Source organism: Neisseria leonii (assembly GCF_028776105.2).
Classification (GTDB): Bacteria; Pseudomonadota; Gammaproteobacteria; order Burkholderiales; family Neisseriaceae; genus Neisseria; species Neisseria leonii.
This window is the reverse complement of the sequence record NZ_CP145606.1, coordinates 1,963,692-1,981,025: the sequence shown is the minus strand read 5'-3', so window position 1 is coordinate 1,981,025 and position 17,334 is coordinate 1,963,692. Positions and strand designations below refer to the sequence as shown.

Below are 17,334 nucleotides of genomic sequence, written 5' to 3'. Positions count from 1 at the left end.
GCTGCTGCAAACTTACCTTACAAACTTTCCCGAGTATAACTGATGCTCTTGCTGTCATACACCTGATACACCACGTCCAAAATCGCACGCAGGCTGTCCGACGGATCCATATTGCGCACACTCATGATAATAGGTGAAACCGCCTGCACATCGGAGAGTGCCATATACTGCACATCGTTACGGCGCAGACCGTAAAGACTGGTCGGCACAATGGACACCCCCTCACCCGCCGCCACCATACCCAATGCAATCTGCAACTCACGCACTTCCATCACATTGGCCGGTTTCAATCCATAATCGGCAAAAATCGACAATACCTGATCGGCAAAACTCGGCCGCCTGTCACGCGGATACACAATCAGCGTATCTTCTACTAAGTCCAACAGCGAAAGTTGACCCTGCTTCTGTGTCAGGGAATGCTCCACGGGAAGTGCCGCCATCAACTTTTCTTCACGCAGCAGAATACGGCGTATCGCCGCATCCTCTATCCGCAGCCGGCCAAAGCCGACGTCGATTTTACCGGTTTTGAGTGCTTCGAGCTGCTGAACCGAACCCATTTCATGCCACACCACAGAAAGCTCGGGTGCTTCTTTCTTAAATTTACGGATAATCTCAGGAAGAAATCCGTAAAGCGTAGAGGCAACATAACCGATATTGAGCGTGCCGTGTATGCAGCCGATACGCCGGGTCATGGTTTTAACATCACTGGCTTTAATCAGTAACTGAGTGGCATGGGCATAGAGAAACGTACCCGCCTCAGTCAGTTCCAAGGGGCGCGCCCCCGGCACAAACAGATTGACCCCAAGTTCTTCCTCTAACTGACGCACCTGACGACTTAGTGGCGGCTGGGCAATAAACAGTTTTTCAGCCGCACGGGTAAAATTTTTTTCTTCGGCGACCGTCACAAAATAACGCAAATGCCTTAAATCCATCTATTTATACCTAAAAAGTATGAAAAAAATACTTAATCCGTTTTGGACACATAAACAGCATTTGAGTATTGTATTCAATATACCGATAGCAAAACAAATATTTTTTAAACAATAAAACCCAAAAATAAAAACAAGCTCATGAATAAAATTGATTCTATTGATACCTTATTGGTAGATATTCCAACCATACGCACTCATAAACTATCCATGACCACCATGAGTGTGCAGACCTTGGTTTTGGTCCGGATGCGGTTTTCAGACGGCATCGAATCATGGGGCGAGGCCACCACCATCGGCGGCCTGAACTACGGCGAAGAAAGCCCCGAAAGCATTAAAACCAACATTGACCGCTATTTCACGCCGCTGCTCCTTAACGCCCGGTCTGCCAACCCGGCACAAGCCATGCAGCTGCTGAACCACAGTATTCGGGGAAACCGCTTTGCCAAATGTGCCGTCGAAACAGCACTGCTGGATGCCGAAGGCCAGCGTCTGGGGCTGCCGCTGAGCGAACTCTTGGGCGGACGCCTGCATGACAGTCTGCCGGTATTGTGGGTATTGGCCAGCGGCGACACTGCCAAAGACATCGCCGAAGCGGAAAAAATGATTGAAGCGCGCCGTCACAATATCTTCAAACTCAAAATCGGCCTGCGCCCGATCGAAGAAGATGTCGCTCATGCAGTTGCCGTCAAAAAAGCCTTAGGCAGCAATATCAGCATACGGGTTGATGTCAATCAGGCATGGAACGAGCAGCAGGCAGAAAAAGGCATCGCCATGCTGCAAGACGGCGGCATCGACTTAGTCGAACAACCCGTTGCCGCACACAACCGTGCTGCACTCGCCCGCCTGAGTGCCCGCTTCTCTACAGCCGTTATGGCAGACGAAACCCTGTGCGGGCCATACGATGTGCTGACGCTGGCAACCGCCCACACAGCTGATGTTTTTTCAATAAAAATCAACCAGTCAGGAGGAATAACTGCGGCCAAATTGGCCGGACAGGTAGCAGATTTGTCCGGAGCGGCTCTGTATGGCGGAACTATGTTGGAAGGAGCAGTAGGTACTGCGGCTTCTGCCCATGTTTTCTCAACATTTCCACATATCGAATTCGGCACCGAACTGTTCGGCCCCCTGCTTCTGACAGAAGAAATTCTGAGCGAACCGCTGATTTACCGGGATTTCCGTCTCCAAGTGCCGAATGCTCCCGGCTTGGGTATCAAACCGGACACAGAAAAAATCGAAACCTTAAAAAGAGCCTGAAAACAACCGCTGCTTTTGAACGCCTTAACCACAACAAAGGAGCCTGTCATGCTGTTTCACATCAGAATGGATGTCCGCCTGCCGGAAAATATGCCGCCTGAAACCGCTGAAAAAATCAAAGCCGAAGAAAAGGCATACTTCCAAGCCTTACAGCAAAGCGGCAAATGGCGGCACATCTGGCGCATTGTCGGCCAATATTCCAACATCAGCATATTTGATGCAGAAAGCAACGAAGAGCTTCACCGCCTGATCGGCAACCTGCCGCTGTTCCCGTATATGCGGATCGAAGTGCTGCCGCTGTGCCGCCACCCGTCATCCCTGTATGCAGATGACCGCTGATCCCTTTCTTTTCCGTCCGATATACCCTCCCTGAGGCATCGGGCTTTATGCAGCCGTTAAAAACACAATCTACCAAGGAGTACACCATGAACCACCAACAAATCGAACAACTGGTTAAAGCGTTCAACATCGATACCGCACGCGGCGAAACCGATTCCCGCATTCAAGCCATTACCGTCCGACTGGTCTGCGACCTGTTCAAAGCCATCGAAGATTTGGATTTAAGTCCGTATGAAATCTGGAAAGGCATGGAATTTCTGACCGATGCCGCCAAAAATAATGAATTGGGGCTGATTGCCGCAGGTTTGGGATTGGAACGGTTTATAGACATTCGCGCCGACGAAGAAGAAACACGCATGGGGCTGGCCGGCGGTACACCGCGTACCATCGAAGGACCTCTGTACGTGTACGGCGCACCTGAAAGCATAGGCTTCGCCCGCATGGACGACGGTACAGATACAGACGGCAAACCGCTGGTACTCGAAGGTACAGTCTATGATGCCCAAGGCAACCCCCTGCCCAATGCAAAAGTAGAACTCTGGCAGGCCAATACCAAGGGAAACTACTCTTTCTTCGACAAAACCCAGTCTGATTTCAACTTGCGCCGCACCATCTTCACCGATTCAGACGGCCATTACAAAGCCCACTCGATTCTGCCTCACGGTTACGGTTGCCCACCCGGCAGCCATGTAGACACTTGGCTGAAAAAGCTCGGCCGTCACGGCCGCCGCCCCGCGCATGTCCATTATTTCGTGACCGCCGACGGCCACCGCAAACTGACCACCCAGATCAACATCGACGGCGACGAATACCTCTGGGACGACTTCGCCTTTGCCAGCCGCGAAGGGCTGGTGCCGCCACTCAACGAAGTGACCGACTCCGCCGCGATTCAAGCCGAGGGCTTTGACAAGCCTTACGCGCACATCGTGTTCGACATCCGCCTGCTGCCTGAAACCGAAGGCGTGTTCGCTGCGGAAAACGAACGCCGGCGCGCCGGCGCACGCTAACCGCACAACACATTTTCAGACGGCCGCACACACAAAAGCCGTCTGAAAATCCCGATACACAAGATAAGGAACACAACCATGATACCGATCAAACCCGATTACACACCGCAGCTGCGCAAGCTCGACGATTTACTGATTGAAGACCACGCCAACGGCGACTTCCGCATCCACCGCAGCGCATTTACCGATGAAGAACTGTTTGAATTGGAGATGAAACACATCTTCGAGGGCAACTGGATTTACCTGGCTCACGAAAGCCAACTGCCCAACATCAACGACTACATCACCCTTACCATGGGTCGCCAGCCCGTCGTGATTGCACGCAACCGCAACGGCGAACTCAACGCTTTTCTCAATGCCTGCACCCACCGCGGCGCACAGCTGTGCCGCTACAAGCGCGGCAACAAAGCCACCTACACCTGCCCTTTCCACGGCTGGACATTCAATAACAGCGGCAAACTGTTAAAAGTAAAAGACCCTGAAAACGCGGGCTACCCCGACTGCTTCAATAAAGAAGGTTCGCACGACCTCAAACGTTTGCCGCATTTTGAAAACTATCGGGGCTTTCTGTTCGGCAGCCTGAATCCCGATTCGCCGCCATTGGCAGAATACTTGGGCGAAGCCGCCAAAATCATCGACATGATTGTCGATCAATCAGCAAACGGCTTGGAAGTATTGCGCGGTTCCTCTACATACACCTTCGACGCCAACTGGAAAATCCAGGCGGAAAACGGTGCCGACGGCTATCACGTTTCCGCCGTGCATTGGAACTACGCCGCTACCACCCAGCACCGCAAAGAGAAAAACGCCGAAAAAGACGGCATCCGTGCCATGAGCGCAGGTTCGTGGGCGAAACAGGGCGGCGGTTTCTACGCCTTCGAAAACGGCCACATGCTGTTGTGGACCAACTGGGCAAACCCCGAAGACCGCCCGAACTGGGACCGAAAAGAAGAATACACCGCAAAATTCGGCCAAGCGATGGCCGACTGGATGGTACGCCGCTCGCGCAATCTCTGCCTCTATCCCAATGTCTATCTGATGGATCAATTCGGCTCGCAAATCCGTGTATTGCGCCCGATTGCGGTCAACAAAACAGAAGTAACGATTTACTGTATCGCACCCAAAGGCGAATCGGACGAAGCACGCGCCCACCGTATCCGCCAATATGAAGACTTCTTCAACGCCAGCGGCATGGCCACACCCGACGATTTGGAAGAATTCCGCTCCTGCCAGCTCGGCTTCAACGCCCGCGCAGTGGAGTGGAACGAAATGGGACGCGGCTCGAAACACTGGATTCAGGGTGCCGACGAAGCGGCCGCCGCCATCGGCATGAAACCGCTGCTCAGCGGCGTGAAAACCGAAGACGAAGGTTTATTTGCCGTACAACACCGCTACTGGCTTGATGTGATGAAAAAAGCCGTCAACGAAGAACAAGGAGCGCAAGCATGAGCAACATCAGCATGGATACCATCCGCGCCTTCCTCTACCGTGAAGCGCGTCTGCTCGACGACGAAGAATGGGACGAATGGCTGGAATGCTACGACGAGAGCGCCTCTTTCTGGATGCCCTCATGGGACGACGATGATACCTTGGTTACCGATCCGCACCGCGAAATCTCGCTGATTTACTATCCCGACCGCAGCGGCTTGGAAGACCGCGTGTTCCGCATCAAAACCGACCGCTCCAGTGCCACCCTGCCCGACACGCGCACCAGCCACAACCTGAGCAATATCGAGCTGGAAGCACAGGAGGGCAATGAAGTGACGGTGCGCTTCAACTGGCATACGTTGAGCCACCGCTACCAAACGAACTATTCGCATTTCGGCTTTTCACGATACCGCATCCGTTTCGACGGCGGCACACCGAAAATCCTGAGTAAATATGTCGTACTGAAAAACGACTACATCCACCATGTCATCGATATTTACCATATCTGATGCGGCAGGCGTTTTCAGACGGCCTCACCGCATACGGGCAGGCCGTCTGAAAATCCGGCAAACACCTGCCACACGATAACAAAACCGCCGCCGCAGGCAATATCCAAGGAGCCCATCATGAGCCATACGGTCGCACTCAAATTCGAGGACGGCGTTGCCCGCTTCATTCAATGCAACAACAATGAAACGGTGGCCGACGCTGCCTACCGCCAAAAAATCAACATTCCCATCGACTGCCGCGACGGCGCCTGCGGTACCTGCCGCTCGTTTTGCGAATCGGGCAGCTACGACATGCCCGAGAGCAGCTACATCGAAGACGCACTTACCCCGGAAGAAGCCGGGCAAGGCTATATTCTTACCTGCCAATGCCGCCCCACTTCCGACTTGGTCGTCAATATTCCGGCCTCATCACAAGTCTGCAAAACCACCGTTGCCCGATTTGAGGGCCGCATCAAGGAAATCGGACTGATTTCACCCTCTACCATCAATTTGGCCATCGAATTAGATACGCCCGACGCGCTGATTTTTCTTCCCGGCCAATACATTAATCTGGAACTGCCGGGCTCCGGCGACGTACGCGCTTATTCTTTCAGCTCTGCGCCCGGTGCGACAGTAACGGAATTCGTTATCCGCAACGTACCTGACGGCAAAATGAGCCGCTACCTTACCGAAACCGCTCAAGTAGGCGACCGTATCAGTTTCAGCGGCCCTTACGGCAGCTTCTACCTGCGCCCTGTCGAGCGCCCCATCATCATGCTGGCAGGCGGCACCGGTCTCGCACCTTTTCTTTCCATGCTGCAATACTTATCGGCACAAGGCAATGACCGGCCCGTGAATATGGTACTTGGTGTAACCAATGATTCCGACTTGGTTCATCTAGACAAACTCGACGCTATCAAAGCGGCACACAACTGGTTCGACTACCGCACCTGCGTAGCTGCCGAAACGAGCAGCCACCCGCGCAAAGGCTACGTGACCGAACACTTGGATACTGAATGGCTCAACGGCGGCGACACCGATGTTTATCTCTGCGGCCCCGTACCGATGGTGGACGCAGTACGTCAGTGGCTCGACATGAAGGGCATCACGCCCAGAAGTTTCCAATTTGAGAAATTCTCGCCCGGCACTAACTGACAGGAGTCTACCATGCACGGAGCCAAACGTTTCAAAAACAAAACTGTAGTCGTTACCGGTGCAGCGCAGGGCATCGGCCGCAGCATCGCCATCGAAGCAGCAGCCGAGGGTGCGAACGTGGTATTGGCCGACCGCTCGGAAACAGTCAACGACACCGCTGCCGCCATCAAGAAAAAACGCGGCAAAGCGTCGGTAGTACTGGCCGATTTGGAAACTTGGGAAAGTGCCCAAAGCGTGATGCGTTCCGCCGTCGAAACCTACGGCCGCATCGACGTGTTGGTCAACAACGTCGGCGGCACGATTTGGGCAAAGCCCTTCGAGCATTACGCGCCCGAAGAAATCGAAGCCGAAATCCGCCGTTCGCTGTTTCCGACCCTATGGTGCTGCCGCGCCGTGCTGCCGCAGATGCAGGCACAGAAAAGCGGTGCAATCGTGAATATTTCCTCCATCGCCACGCGCGGCATCTACCGCATTCCTTACTCCGCAGCCAAAGGCGGCATCAATGCGCTGACCGCCAGCCTCGCCTTCGAGCAGGCGGCCAACGGCATCCGTATCAATGCCGTGGCCACCGGCGGCACCGAAGCCCCACCGCGCATTGTGCCGCGCAATCCCAAACCTTTAAGCGCACAGGAAAAAGCGTGGTACCAAAGTATCGTCGACCAAACCGTATCCTCAAGCCTGATGAAACGCTACGGCACGATTGAAGAACAAACTGCTGCCATACTCTTTCTCGCCTCCGACGAAGCCTCTTACATTACCGGCAGCGTCTTGCCCGTAGGCGGCGGCGATCAGGGTTAGGCCGTCTGAAAACGGCGGTGTAATGATACAGCCCGGCCGTTTAAACAGGCTGGCAGTTCAAGATGGGACAGCACATGAAGGACGCGACAATATTCAAAGACTGGTCGGTTTCTGCCCTTACTGCCGGATTTCTGGCTGTATTGGTTTCATATGCGGGACCGATGGTGCTGCTGTTTCAGGCGGCCTCTGCGGCACAGGTAACTCACGATATTACTGTTACGTGGGTATGGGCCGTATCCATAGGTGCTGCGGTTAGCGGCATTGCTCTCAGCTGGGCAACCAAAATGCCTGTCATTACGGCGTGGTCTGCTCCCGGTACGGCACTTTTGATTACGCTCTTTCCCGGATTAAGCCTGTCTGAAATGGTAGGTGCATATCTTACCGCCGCCGTATTGATTCTGCTGATTGGTTGGAGCGGCTGTTTCGACAGACTGGTCAACCTGATTCCGCGCGGTATCGCGGCGGGCATGATGGCAGGTATTCTGTTCCGTTTCGGAACACAGGTATTCGCGTCAATCGAATATGCACCCTTACTGACATGGATCATGCTGGCGGCTTTTCTATTGACCAGACAATGGGTTCCGCGATACAGCATAGCGATTGTGTTTATCATCGGGCTGGCTGTGTGCGTACTGGGCGGCTGGACAGATTTCAGTACAGTCGAATTCTCTCTCACACAGCCGATATGGACTCCGCCCGAATGGACGTGGCACAGCACCTTGAGTCTCGCACTGCCGCTGGTTTTGGTAAGCCTGACCGGTCAGTATCTGCCTGGCATGTCGCTGCTGCATCTTTCCGGCTACCGTTTGTCTGCCAAGCCGGTTATCGCCACCACTTCGCTTGTTTCTCTCTTGGTAGCAGGTTTCGGCGGCATCACTATTGTACCGGCAGCCATCACCGCTGCATTGTGTACCGGGAAAGATGCGCATACCGACGCAGACAAACGCTACATTGCCGGCATCAGCAATGGCATGTTTTATCTTTTGGGAGCACTGTTTTCCGGTGCAATTGTGAAATTATTTACCGTATTACCCGAAGCCTTCGTGATGATTACTGCAGGTTTGGCACTAGTCGGCGCGGTAAGTGCGAACATCAGCGCGGCAGTAGCGGAAAAAAACCACCGGGAAGCATCCGTGCTGACCTTTCTCGCCACCGCCTCGGACATGACCCTCTGGGGACTGGGTTCGGCCTTTTGGGGCGTAGCAGTCGGCATGACGTCAGCATGGATAATACCCAAACCCGCCAAACCCGAAATTTGACGGCAAAGGAAAATGAAATGATAGATAAAACAGCATTCGCTCCGGAAGAAGCTCTGGCAAAGATCAGTGACGGTGCCACCATCATGATTGGCGGCTTTGGCCCGGCCGGACAACCGGTCAAGCTCATTGACGCGCTAATCGACTGCAATGTACGCGATTTGGTCATCGTGAGCAACAACGCGGGTAACGGCGATATTGGTCTGGCCGCGCTTCTGAAAGCAGGAAAAGTGCGCAAAATGGTCTGTTCCTTCCCGCGCCAAAGCGATTCTTACGTGTTCGACAGTCTCTACCGCGAAGGCAAAGTCGAATTGGAACTCGTGCCGCAGGGCAATCTGGCCTGCCGTATTCAGGCCGCCGGCATGGGCTTGGGTGCGGTATTTACCCCCACCGGCTACGGCACGCTCTTGGCCGATGGCAAGGAAACGCGCGAAATCGACGGCAAACACTATGTGCTGGAATACCCCATCCGGGCCGATTTCGCTCTCATCAAAGCCTATCAGGGCGACCGCTGGGGTAATTTAGCCTACCGCAAAACCGCCCGCAATTTCGGCCCCATCATGGCGATGGCCGCCACCACCACCATTGCGGAAGTCAAAGAGATCGTGGCCTTGGGAGATTTAAACCCCGAACACATCGTCACACCCGGCATTTTCGTCCAACACGTAGTCAAAGTCTGAACCGGAGAACCGCATGAATTACCAAACCAGAAGCCGCAGCGATATCGCCCGACGCGTGGCCGAAGACATTACCGAGGGTACGTATGTCAACCTGGGCATCGGCCTGCCCACCCAAATCGCCGACTTTCTGCACGCCGATAAAGATATTTTCCTGCACAGCGAAAACGGCCTGCTCGGCATGGGGCCTGCACCAGCCGAACACGAACGCGACAGCGAACTGATCAACGCGGGCAAAGAATTTGTTACGCTCCTGCGCGGCGGCAGTTTTTTCCACCACGGCGATTCTTTTGCCATGATGCGTGGCGGCCACATCGATTTATGCGTTTTGGGCGCGTTCCAAGTGGCACAAAACGGAGATTTAGCCAACTGGCACACAGGTACACCCGATGCCGTTCCTGCTGTCGGCGGAGCCATGGATTTGGCCGTCGGTGCGAAAAAAGTGTATGTAACGATGGAGCACATCACTAAAAAAGGGGAACCTAAAATCGTCGAATACTGCACCCTCCCTCTGACCGGCATCGGTTGTGTCAGCCGCATCTATACGGATTTAGCGGTAATCGACATTACCCCATCAGGATTGGCCGTAGTTGAAATGGTCGAAGGTCTGAGCCTTACCGAACTTCAAAACCTGACTGCCGCACCCTTGCATATTGCCTAAACTGCCAAACGGAGCTTTCCCGTCACAGCATTTGACCGACTGAATGATTCTCAGACGGCCTCTGCATCAAACCATTCAAATGCCTGACCACATCACCATCTTAAAGGAGAACGTCTATGACTTCCGCAGCCTATATCTGTGATGCTGTCCGCACACCATTCGGCCGTTATGGCGGTGCACTGTCCTCAATCCGTGCCGACGACTTGGCCGCCATACCCATTCAGGCATTGATGAAACGTAATCTCAGTGTCGACTGGTCAGCAATCGATGACGTTATCTACGGATGCGCCAATCAGGCCGGTGAAGACAACCGCAACATCGCCCGTATGTCTGCACTGTTGGCCGGGCTGCCTCCGGAAACGGCAGGTGTAACCGTAAACCGCCTGTGCGGTTCCGGAATGGAAAGCGTTATTCAGGCCGCACGCGCGATTAAAAGCGGTGATGCCGACTTAATCATTGCCGGCGGTGTTGAGCATATGACCCGCGCACCGTTTGTCATAGGCAAGGCAGCCAGTGCCTTTGCGCGCAAAGGTACAATGGAAGACACGACTATGGGCTGGCGTTTTATCAATCCGAAAATGAAAGCGCAATACGGTGTGGATACGATGCCTGAAACTGCTGAAAATCTGGCCGCCGAACTTCATATTTCGCGCGAAGATCAAGACAAATTCGCCCTCATCAGCCAGCAACGTGCTGCTTTGGCACAACAAAACGGACTGTTTGCCGAAGAAATCGTACCTGTTTCCATCCCTCAGGAAAAAGGCAGCCCGCAGGTATTCAGCCAAGACGAGCACCTGCGCACCACTTCGCTGGAAGCCCTGGCCAAACTGAAAGCCGTTACCCGTCCCGACGGCACTGTTACCGCCGGCAATGCCTCAGGCATCAACGACGGCGCATGCGCACTTCTGCTTGCTTCGGCCGAAGCCGTCAAAAAATACGGCCTGCACCCAAAAGCCAAAATCACTGCCGCTGCCGTGACCGGCGTGCTGCCGCGCATTATGGGCTACGGCCCCGTGCCGGCTATACGGAAAGTGCTGCAAAAAAGCGGGCTTTCTTTAAACAACATAGACGTAATTGAATTGAATGAAGCCTTTGCCGCACAAGCACTTGCCGTTTTGCGCGGACTGGGTCTACCCGACGATGCTGCCCACGTCAATCCCAACGGCGGAGCCATTGCACTCGGCCACCCCTTAGGTGCCTCCGGTGCGCGCCTGGTTACTGCCGCCCTATACCAACTGCACCGCCAAAACGGACACTATGCCCTATGCAGTATGTGCATCGGTGTCGGTCAAGGAATCGCTCTTATCATTGAAAAAATTTGAAGGAATATCATGCCTACCGCCTATCACGCCAAAGGCCGTCTGAATTATCGGACATTCGGCTCGCCGGACAATCCCGCAATCATTTTGTCCAACTCACTCGGTACCGATTTCACCATGTGGCAGCCGCAAATCGATGCTTGGCAAAACGACTTTTACCTGATTGCCTACGACACTCGGGGACACGGATTGTCCGCACCGGTATCGGCACCATGCCGTCTCGACGACCTCGGCAGCGATGTTCTGGCAATACTGGATACCGTAGGCATCGGGAAAGCCCATTTCTGCGGCATTTCCATGGGCGGCCTGACCGGCCTGTGGCTGGGTATCCATGCTGCCGACCGCCTGAACAAATTAGTTGTCTGCAATACCGCCGCCAAAATTGGTCAAACCGAATCATGGTTGGCGCGAGCCGACTCCGTCCGCAGAAAGGGGCTGTCCGATATCGCACTCACTGCCGGACAGCGTTGGTTTACCAAAGATTTTGTCCGACAAAACCCTGCCACAGTAAACCGCTTGGTCAGCCATCTGGCCGACAGCAGTCCCGCAGGCTACGCTGCCTGCTGCGAAGCTTTGGCTTATGCCGATTTACGCGAACAAATACACCGGATCCAAGTTCCGACACTCTCGGTCGGCGGCCTGTACGATCAGGTTACAACCGCCGAAACAGCCCGTTCACTGCACACTGCCATTCCGAATTCCCGATTGCTGTTACTGGAAGCCGCCCACATATCGAATATCGAGGCCGCTGCCGTATTCAACAGCAAAATCAAGCATTTCTTAAAATGTCATTAAAACAAACCCCCTTGATTTCCATCAAGGGGGTTTTCAAATCTGGCACGCCCACGGGGAATCGAACCCCGGTTACCGCCGTGAAAGGGCGATGTCCTAACCGCTAGACGATGGGCGCGGTGTTTTCTGGCGCACCCGGAGCGATTCGAACGCCCGACCCTCTGGTTCGTAGCCAGATACTCTATCCAACTGAGCTACGGGTGCGAGAAAGATTGGGATTATAGGCAGGCAGGGAAAAGGTGTCAAGCGGATACATGAAGTTTTTTGCCGAAACGGCTAAAATGGCGGTTTCGTTTGGAAATATCCGCGTGATGGAACACGATGCGCAACGCTGGCCGCTGCTGGCGGCTGTCTTTTCCCGCTTCGGGCGGCCGGTGGTGCTGATTGATTTGGAAAGCACGGGCGGCCATTTTTACGATGACCGCATCACGGAAATCGCGTTTTTGCGTTTTTCAGACGGCCTCATCAGCCGCCATCAATGGTTGGTGAATCCCGAAATGCCGATTTCGGCGTTTATTACCCGCCTGACCGGCATTGATGATGCGATGGTGGCCGACGCGCCGTCTTTTGCCGCACTGGCCGGCGAGCTGCTGCCGCTTCTGCGCGGCAGTCTGCTGGCGGCACACAACAGCAAATTCGACTACACGTTTCTGCGCCATGCTTTCGGCCGTGCCGGTATCGACTTTGCCGCACACACGCTGTGCACCGTCCAACTGTCGCGCCGCCTGTATCCGCAGTTTTACCGGCACAACCTCGACAGCATTATCGAGCGTTTCGGTCTGACCGCCGCCGTACGCCACCGCGCATTCGACGATGTGGCGGCTTTGGCCGATTTCCTGGAAGCCGCGCTGCGCGAACACGGCAGCACAGCAGTAGCCGGACAGATCGGCCAACTGATTCAGCCCAGGCTGCCGCCGTCGGATTTATCCGCCGGCCTGCACCGCAAAATCGGCGGCCTGCCCGACGGTTTCGGCGTTTCGCTGTGGTTCAACCATGCAGGCGAGGCGGTGGCACTGCACAGCCACGCCAAAGCATTCAGCGACATCTCGGCCCTGCTGCACAACAAACGGCTGCCCCTGCGGCAGGCAGCGGATTTCCGCTTTATCCCCGCCTGCGGCCCGCTGCACGCTTTTGCGCTGAAAGTACAATGGGCGCAGGCATACGGTTTCAGGCCGTCTGAAAACCCCGCCGACCCGGCGTTTTTTACCGTTGCCTTCAAAGCCAACGAGCATCAGGAATATCAGGCGCGCATTCAGGTCTTGGCCGACGGCCGCCGCCAAACGCCGCCAAACGGCCTGTTCGCCCACAAAAAAGCCGCCAAACGCGCCTTAAACGAATGGGCGGCGCAACACCGTCTCTGCCCCGCCCTGCTGGATATTCTGCCCGAAAGCCATGCGCGCGGCGTACCCTGTCCGCGCCATGCGGCCGGATTGTGCGGCGGCCAATGCAGCAGCGATGATGTTGCAGAACACAACCGGCGCATTCTGCATCATGCCGATACGCTGCCGGTTGTCGGTTGGGGAACTGCGCGCCGCATCAAGATTACCGAAACCGACCCGCTCAGCGGCCGCAGCATCACGCTGCATTGTGCGGGCGGCGCGTTGCAGCTGCCCGACGGCGGCTGGTATTTCGACCGCACCCTGCCGCCGATACTCCACGAGAAATTCAAACGCGGCTTGGCGGAACATGCCGAACCGGCACGGTAAAGCCGATCCGCCCCAATCATTCGGTCAGGCGGCCTGTCTGCCGCACCGAACCTGCAAGGCACAACCCTGCCGCCCGGCCGTTACCGCAAACGCCCATCAGGCCGTCTGATGAAACAGGGTGAGACAAATCACCAAACCTCTGTGCAATAAATTGGGATAAAGCGGAAGAAAGCAGGATAAGCCGGGATCACGGTTGTGAAACGGTATGGTCGAGCGCGCTATGAGTCAAAGAGCGGATTTTACCGCTCTCGATTTGTTACAGACCCTTGCTTAAAGCTGTCTTAACCGGCATCACGCATCACCGGCAGCGCGCCGAATGCCTGTGCGGTGGGCATCATTTCGATGCTGTTCACGTTCACATGTTTGGGCAGCCGGTACAGCCATAAAACAGTATCGGCAATATCCTGCGGTGTGATGAAATCCACCTGACGGTACAGAGCCGCCGCCCGTTCACTGTCGCCCTTGAAACGCACAGCGGAAAACTCCGTCCCGCCGCACAAACCCGGCTCGATATTGCTCACGCGGATGCCCGTCCCCTGCAAATCGGCACGCAGATTCAGCGAAAACTGGCGCACAAACGCCTTGCTCGCGCCGTAAACATTGCCGCCCGGATACGGATATGTTCCCGCAATCGAGCCGATATTGATGATATAGCCGCTGCCGCGCTCCACCATCTGCGGCAAAACCTGATGCGTAATAAAGCTCAGACCGAGAATATTGGTGCGGATCATCGTTTCCCAGTCGGCAAAATCGGCCTGATGTGCCGCGTCCAAACCCAAAGCCAGGCCGCCGTTATTAATCAGGCAGTCGATTTCGGCAAAATCCGGCGGCAGCGAAGACAAGGCCGTCTGAACGGAAACCTTGTCGCCCAAATCCAAAGGCAAAGGATAAAAATCCCCGCCCAACTCCTGCCGCATCTGCGCCAACCGCTCCGCCCGCCGTGCCGCACCGATCACACGGTATCCCGCGCGCACCAAAGCTTCACACACCGCCTTGCCGAATCCGGCCGATGCACCCGTAACCAAAACCGCCATTTTGCTGCTCCTTTCGTTTTTTTACAGTAAACTCGCGTATCATTCCACAACCATTTTCATTTTACAAACCGATAAAAAAAGGAACACACCATGACCCTGCGCACCCTGCTGGCCGTTACGGCCGCCACACTGACACTGGCCGCCTGCGGCGGCAACGGCAGCACCGCCGCCCAAGACAAAGGCCCGATTTCGGAAAACCGCACCACCGCATTCAAATCCATGATGCCCGAATTTTCCGCAATGGGTAAAATGGTCAAAGGCGAAGAAACCTACAACGTCGAAAAATTCAAAGCCGATGCCGCCGTTTTCGCCGAAAACGCGCAAAAACCGTTCGAACACTTCCAAAACGACACCGCAGGCAACGGCGATGCCCTACCCGCCGTTTGGGACAAACCGGCCGAATTCGAAACCGAGCGCACCAAATTTCTGAATGCCGTAAACGAATTGAACAACGCCGCCCAAACCGGCAGCCTGGACAACATCAAAGTCGCCTACGGCGAAGTGGGCGCAAGCTGCAAAGCCTGCCACGACAGCTTCCGCCGCCCGAAATAATCCCGCCATATCATACCGATTGCCTGATATTTACCCATAGAGCCGATCCTTCCAGCAAACCGAAAGCCGCTATTTTGACAATACCGGCTTTTTTATTTATTTGATGTGCCCGACCAAACATGGGATAAACTGGATACCTGCACCAACTTTCTTCATCCTACACTCAAACTGATACAGTCAGCCGATTTTTTGAAATATTCAAACAGCACCGTCAAATATGACTCTCCAACGGGAAAAGCACGGGCTTGCACCCGTGCTTTAAACAATAGCCTGCCAATTGCCCGTATCTCAATATTGCTGCAAAAAACGGATACTTTTTTCGATTAAAGGCGTAGTCGGCGTATCTGCCCGCAAATAGGGAACTTCACCGCGGTAGGCCTGATACAGACGGCGGCTGTCGCTGCTGAGTGTCAATCCTTGGCGCAAATCGACAGCTTGGGCGGCATGAAGCAGCTGGTAGGCGGCAATTTCGTATAGCCCTTTGATGATTTCGCTACCGTTCTGTATGGTCTGCTCGCTCATGCTGGCGGTATCCTCGATATTGCCGGCCAAAACGGCACCGTCATACCACAGCGGACGGGCCAACAGCTTGATTTTTTCATTGCTTGCGGCAAACGGCTTTTGAATGGCTCCGAATGCATGCCCGGAATTGTCGGGATCGGACAGAAAACGCGGCAATTTGGTGATTTCGGGGTTTTCCATACGCAGGGTTTGCTGTGTGATGATCTCGCTGAGTTTGGCATGTGCTTCGTTTAAGGCAGCTACTGCGCTGGCTACAGGCAGGAAATTGAAATTGGCGGTAGGAACAATGGCTGGCGAACCGGCACCGTCAATTTCATAGCTGCGCATTTGGGCAGAGTCATCGGCTTCGGGTAAACCGTTGATCAGCACCAGAGGGTTGTCATCCGTATGGTTGATTTGAATGGCTAAGGCGTTTTCCAGGCGTGCCTGTGCACTGCGCACTTCCCCCAGTGTGTAGGCCATGGAGCGGTAAGACAGGGGGTCTTGCAGCGCACGGTTGCTGCTGGGTTTCAGCAGATCGCTGCCGGTCAGTACCTGACGCAGGTCGGCAGCGGCGGCGCTGGCTTCAGGATAAGGACGCGCCTGCATGGCCGCATGGCTGAACGGGGCAATGTTGCCGTTCAATCCTTGCGAAGACGGAAATTTCCCGGCGGTAAAATATGCGGCTTTGCTCCAATAAGTGTGCTGCTTGTGCGGCACTTAATGCATTGGTGCTTAATATAGATAAGAAATCTTTTCCTATGGGTTTTAAGGGCGTGATGCCGGCTTGCTGCATGGCTGCCGCCGCATTCATACGTTTACCGCGGTAGAATACGTCCCATTCGCCTGTCATGGCCAAGCCGATATGGGAGGCCAGAGTGATGTCGGCTTCACCGATGCTGCCCCTTTCGGGAACAACAGGGGTAATGCCCTTGTTTAAAAAGAGGGTATATTGTTGGGCGACTTCGGGGGAGACCCCTGCTTCGCCTTTTAAAAAAGTATTCAGACGGATCAGCATCGAGGCACGGACGATGGATTCGGGCAGGGGCTGCCCCAAACCGGCAGCATGGGCACGTAATGAGCTGACATTGAATTGTCGGGACATTTCCAACAGTTCGGGAGCAAGCGTTTTGGTGCCGGCTTCTTCTTTGAAGACGGGTTTGTCTTTGTTCCAGCCGACTCCGACCGTTAAACCGTATACCGGTTTGTTGTTTAAGGCAGCCTGCATGACGACGGCGTGTCCTGCACGGATGTTGCTGATGGCTGTATGACTCAAGACGACTTGTGCCTGTCGGTTGGCGACCTGATCCAGAGTATCTAAGGTCAGCGGCTTCTCCGGGTCGAGGGTAACGGTAGTTTGTGCCCAGCTCCACGGACTGAACAATAAAATACCGACAACAGTAAATATATTGAATATCCTGATTTTTTTCATGGA

The 17,334-nt window shown here is 54.6% G+C and carries 18 protein-coding genes and 2 tRNA genes; 14 read left to right on the top strand and 6 right to left on the bottom strand.

Going from position 1 to position 17,334, the window contains the following annotated elements; genetic code table 11:
- Positions 1 to 17: 17 nt before the first annotated feature.
- Entirely contained in the window at positions 18 to 932 is a 915-nt protein-coding gene (locus ORY85_RS09515) for a LysR family transcriptional regulator (RefSeq protein ID WP_274570952.1), read from the bottom strand.
- A 138-nt stretch (positions 933 to 1,070) separates the two neighbouring features.
- On the opposite strand from ORY85_RS09515, the gene ORY85_RS09510 reads away from it, so the two are divergent.
- The 12 genes from ORY85_RS09510 (at position 1,071) to pcaD (ending at position 12,109) form a co-directional block, all read left to right on the top strand.
- Positions 1,071 to 2,186 carry a muconate/chloromuconate family cycloisomerase gene (locus tag ORY85_RS09510; protein ID WP_274570953.1) on the top strand — a complete coding sequence of 372 codons (1,116 nt, stop codon included), beginning with the start codon at positions 1,071 to 1,073 and terminating at the stop codon, positions 2,184 to 2,186.
- A gap of 48 nt (positions 2,187 to 2,234) precedes the next feature.
- Positions 2,235 to 2,525, top strand: a complete 291-nt coding sequence (gene catC / locus ORY85_RS09505; protein WP_274570954.1) for a muconolactone Delta-isomerase — start codon at positions 2,235 to 2,237, stop codon at positions 2,523 to 2,525.
- Between the two features lie 86 nt (positions 2,526 to 2,611).
- A complete protein-coding gene (catA, locus tag ORY85_RS09500) occupies positions 2,612 to 3,532 on the top strand; it encodes a catechol 1,2-dioxygenase (RefSeq protein WP_274570955.1) in 921 nt (306 codons plus the stop codon).
- 78 nt (positions 3,533 to 3,610) lie between these two features.
- Positions 3,611 to 4,981 carry a benzoate 1,2-dioxygenase large subunit gene (gene benA, locus ORY85_RS09495; RefSeq protein WP_274570956.1) on the top strand — a complete coding sequence of 457 codons (1,371 nt, stop codon included), beginning with the start codon at positions 3,611 to 3,613 and terminating at the stop codon, positions 4,979 to 4,981.
- A complete protein-coding gene (gene benB, locus ORY85_RS09490; protein ID WP_274570957.1) occupies positions 4,978 to 5,469 on the top strand; it encodes a benzoate 1,2-dioxygenase small subunit in 492 nt (163 codons plus the stop codon). Before benA ends, benB begins: the two co-directional genes overlap by 4 nt.
- 117 nt (positions 5,470 to 5,586) lie before the next feature.
- Positions 5,587 to 6,603 carry a benzoate 1,2-dioxygenase electron transfer component BenC gene (benC, locus tag ORY85_RS09485; RefSeq protein ID WP_274570958.1) on the top strand — a complete coding sequence of 339 codons (1,017 nt, stop codon included), beginning with the start codon at positions 5,587 to 5,589 and terminating at the stop codon, positions 6,601 to 6,603.
- A 12-nt stretch (positions 6,604 to 6,615) separates the two neighbouring features.
- Positions 6,616 to 7,401 carry a 1,6-dihydroxycyclohexa-2,4-diene-1-carboxylate dehydrogenase gene (locus tag ORY85_RS09480; protein ID WP_274570959.1) on the top strand — a complete coding sequence of 262 codons (786 nt, stop codon included), beginning with the start codon at positions 6,616 to 6,618 and terminating at the stop codon, positions 7,399 to 7,401.
- A gap of 74 nt (positions 7,402 to 7,475) precedes the next feature.
- On the top strand, positions 7,476 to 8,660 hold the full coding sequence (locus ORY85_RS09475; RefSeq protein ID WP_274570960.1) for a benzoate/H(+) symporter BenE family transporter: 1,185 nt from the start codon (positions 7,476 to 7,478) through the stop codon (positions 8,658 to 8,660).
- 17 nt (positions 8,661 to 8,677) lie between these two features.
- Complete coding sequence (locus tag ORY85_RS09470) at positions 8,678 to 9,337, top strand: 3-oxoacid CoA-transferase subunit A (protein WP_274570961.1); 660 nt, start codon at positions 8,678 to 8,680, stop codon at positions 9,335 to 9,337.
- 13 nt (positions 9,338 to 9,350) lie between these two features.
- On the top strand, positions 9,351 to 9,995 hold the full coding sequence (locus tag ORY85_RS09465; protein WP_274570962.1) for a 3-oxoacid CoA-transferase subunit B: 645 nt from the start codon (positions 9,351 to 9,353) through the stop codon (positions 9,993 to 9,995).
- Between the two features lie 116 nt (positions 9,996 to 10,111).
- Positions 10,112 to 11,317, top strand: coding sequence for a 3-oxoadipyl-CoA thiolase (gene pcaF, locus ORY85_RS09460; RefSeq protein WP_274570963.1), 1,206 nt, complete (start codon positions 10,112 to 10,114; stop codon positions 11,315 to 11,317).
- A 9-nt stretch (positions 11,318 to 11,326) separates the two neighbouring features.
- Positions 11,327 to 12,109, top strand: coding sequence for a 3-oxoadipate enol-lactonase (gene pcaD, locus ORY85_RS09455; RefSeq protein ID WP_274570964.1), 783 nt, complete (start codon positions 11,327 to 11,329; stop codon positions 12,107 to 12,109).
- A 40-nt stretch (positions 12,110 to 12,149) separates the two neighbouring features.
- Here the strand turns inward: pcaD and ORY85_RS09450 are convergent.
- Both ORY85_RS09450 and ORY85_RS09445 read right to left on the bottom strand, forming a co-directional pair.
- A tRNA-Glu gene (locus ORY85_RS09450) sits at positions 12,150 to 12,224 on the bottom strand.
- 9 nt (positions 12,225 to 12,233) lie between these two features.
- Positions 12,234 to 12,310, bottom strand: a tRNA-Arg gene (locus ORY85_RS09445).
- A gap of 107 nt (positions 12,311 to 12,417) precedes the next feature.
- Between ORY85_RS09445 and ORY85_RS09440 the strand changes: the two genes are divergently transcribed.
- The gene (locus ORY85_RS09440; protein WP_405030355.1) at positions 12,418 to 13,812 is read left to right on the top strand and encodes an exonuclease domain-containing protein; all 1,395 of its coding nucleotides are present in this window, start codon (positions 12,418 to 12,420) and stop codon (positions 13,810 to 13,812) included.
- A gap of 281 nt (positions 13,813 to 14,093) precedes the next feature.
- Here ORY85_RS09440 and ORY85_RS09435 read toward each other — a convergent pair whose 3' ends face one another.
- On the bottom strand, positions 14,094 to 14,846 hold the full coding sequence (locus tag ORY85_RS09435) for an SDR family oxidoreductase (protein ID WP_274570965.1): 753 nt from the start codon (positions 14,844 to 14,846) through the stop codon (positions 14,094 to 14,096).
- Positions 14,847 to 14,936: 90 nt separating this feature from the next.
- Between ORY85_RS09435 and ORY85_RS09430 the strand changes: the two genes are divergently transcribed.
- On the top strand, positions 14,937 to 15,398 hold the full coding sequence (locus ORY85_RS09430) for a cytochrome c (RefSeq protein ID WP_274570966.1): 462 nt from the start codon (positions 14,937 to 14,939) through the stop codon (positions 15,396 to 15,398).
- A gap of 288 nt (positions 15,399 to 15,686) precedes the next feature.
- On the opposite strand, the gene ORY85_RS09425 is transcribed toward ORY85_RS09430, so the two are convergent.
- Both ORY85_RS09425 and ORY85_RS09420 read right to left on the bottom strand, forming a co-directional pair.
- Positions 15,687 to 16,544, bottom strand: a complete 858-nt coding sequence (locus tag ORY85_RS09425; RefSeq protein WP_274570967.1) for an aromatic amino acid lyase — start codon at positions 16,542 to 16,544, stop codon at positions 15,687 to 15,689.
- Entirely contained in the window at positions 16,486 to 17,331 is an 846-nt protein-coding gene (locus tag ORY85_RS09420; protein WP_274570968.1) for an aromatic amino acid lyase, read from the bottom strand. Before ORY85_RS09420 ends, ORY85_RS09425 begins: the two co-directional genes overlap by 59 nt.
- Between the last annotated feature and the right edge of the window lie 3 nt (positions 17,332 to 17,334).

Excerpts from the sequence above, each read along its gene's own strand:
- ORY85_RS09475 (WP_274570960.1), top strand. The coding sequence starts at position 7,476 with ATGAAGGACGCGACAATATTCAAAGACTGGTCGGTTTCTGCCCTTACT.
- ORY85_RS09470 (WP_274570961.1), top strand. The coding sequence starts at position 8,678 with ATGATAGATAAAACAGCATTCGCTCCGGAAGAAGCTCTGGCAAAGATC.
- ORY85_RS09420 (WP_274570968.1), bottom strand. The coding sequence starts at position 17,331 with ATGAAAAAAATCAGGATATTCAATATATTTACTGTTGTCGGTATTTTA.
- benC (WP_274570958.1), top strand. The coding sequence starts at position 5,587 with ATGAGCCATACGGTCGCACTCAAATTCGAGGACGGCGTTGCCCGCTTC.
- benB (WP_274570957.1), top strand. The coding sequence starts at position 4,978 with ATGAGCAACATCAGCATGGATACCATCCGCGCCTTCCTCTACCGTGAA.
- ORY85_RS09435 (WP_274570965.1), bottom strand. The coding sequence starts at position 14,846 with ATGGCGGTTTTGGTTACGGGTGCATCGGCCGGATTCGGCAAGGCGGTG.
- catC (WP_274570954.1), top strand. The coding sequence starts at position 2,235 with ATGCTGTTTCACATCAGAATGGATGTCCGCCTGCCGGAAAATATGCCG.
- benA (WP_274570956.1), top strand. The coding sequence starts at position 3,611 with ATGATACCGATCAAACCCGATTACACACCGCAGCTGCGCAAGCTCGAC.
- catA (WP_274570955.1), top strand. The coding sequence starts at position 2,612 with ATGAACCACCAACAAATCGAACAACTGGTTAAAGCGTTCAACATCGAT.
- ORY85_RS09440 (WP_405030355.1), top strand. The coding sequence starts at position 12,418 with ATGGAACACGATGCGCAACGCTGGCCGCTGCTGGCGGCTGTCTTTTCC.
- pcaD (WP_274570964.1), top strand. The coding sequence starts at position 11,327 with ATGCCTACCGCCTATCACGCCAAAGGCCGTCTGAATTATCGGACATTC.
- ORY85_RS09465 (WP_274570962.1), top strand. The coding sequence starts at position 9,351 with ATGAATTACCAAACCAGAAGCCGCAGCGATATCGCCCGACGCGTGGCC.
- pcaF (WP_274570963.1), top strand. The coding sequence starts at position 10,112 with ATGACTTCCGCAGCCTATATCTGTGATGCTGTCCGCACACCATTCGGC.
- ORY85_RS09510 (WP_274570953.1), top strand. The coding sequence starts at position 1,071 with ATGAATAAAATTGATTCTATTGATACCTTATTGGTAGATATTCCAACC.
- ORY85_RS09480 (WP_274570959.1), top strand. The coding sequence starts at position 6,616 with ATGCACGGAGCCAAACGTTTCAAAAACAAAACTGTAGTCGTTACCGGT.
- ORY85_RS09515 (WP_274570952.1), bottom strand. The coding sequence starts at position 932 with ATGGATTTAAGGCATTTGCGTTATTTTGTGACGGTCGCCGAAGAAAAA.
- ORY85_RS09430 (WP_274570966.1), top strand. The coding sequence starts at position 14,937 with ATGACCCTGCGCACCCTGCTGGCCGTTACGGCCGCCACACTGACACTG.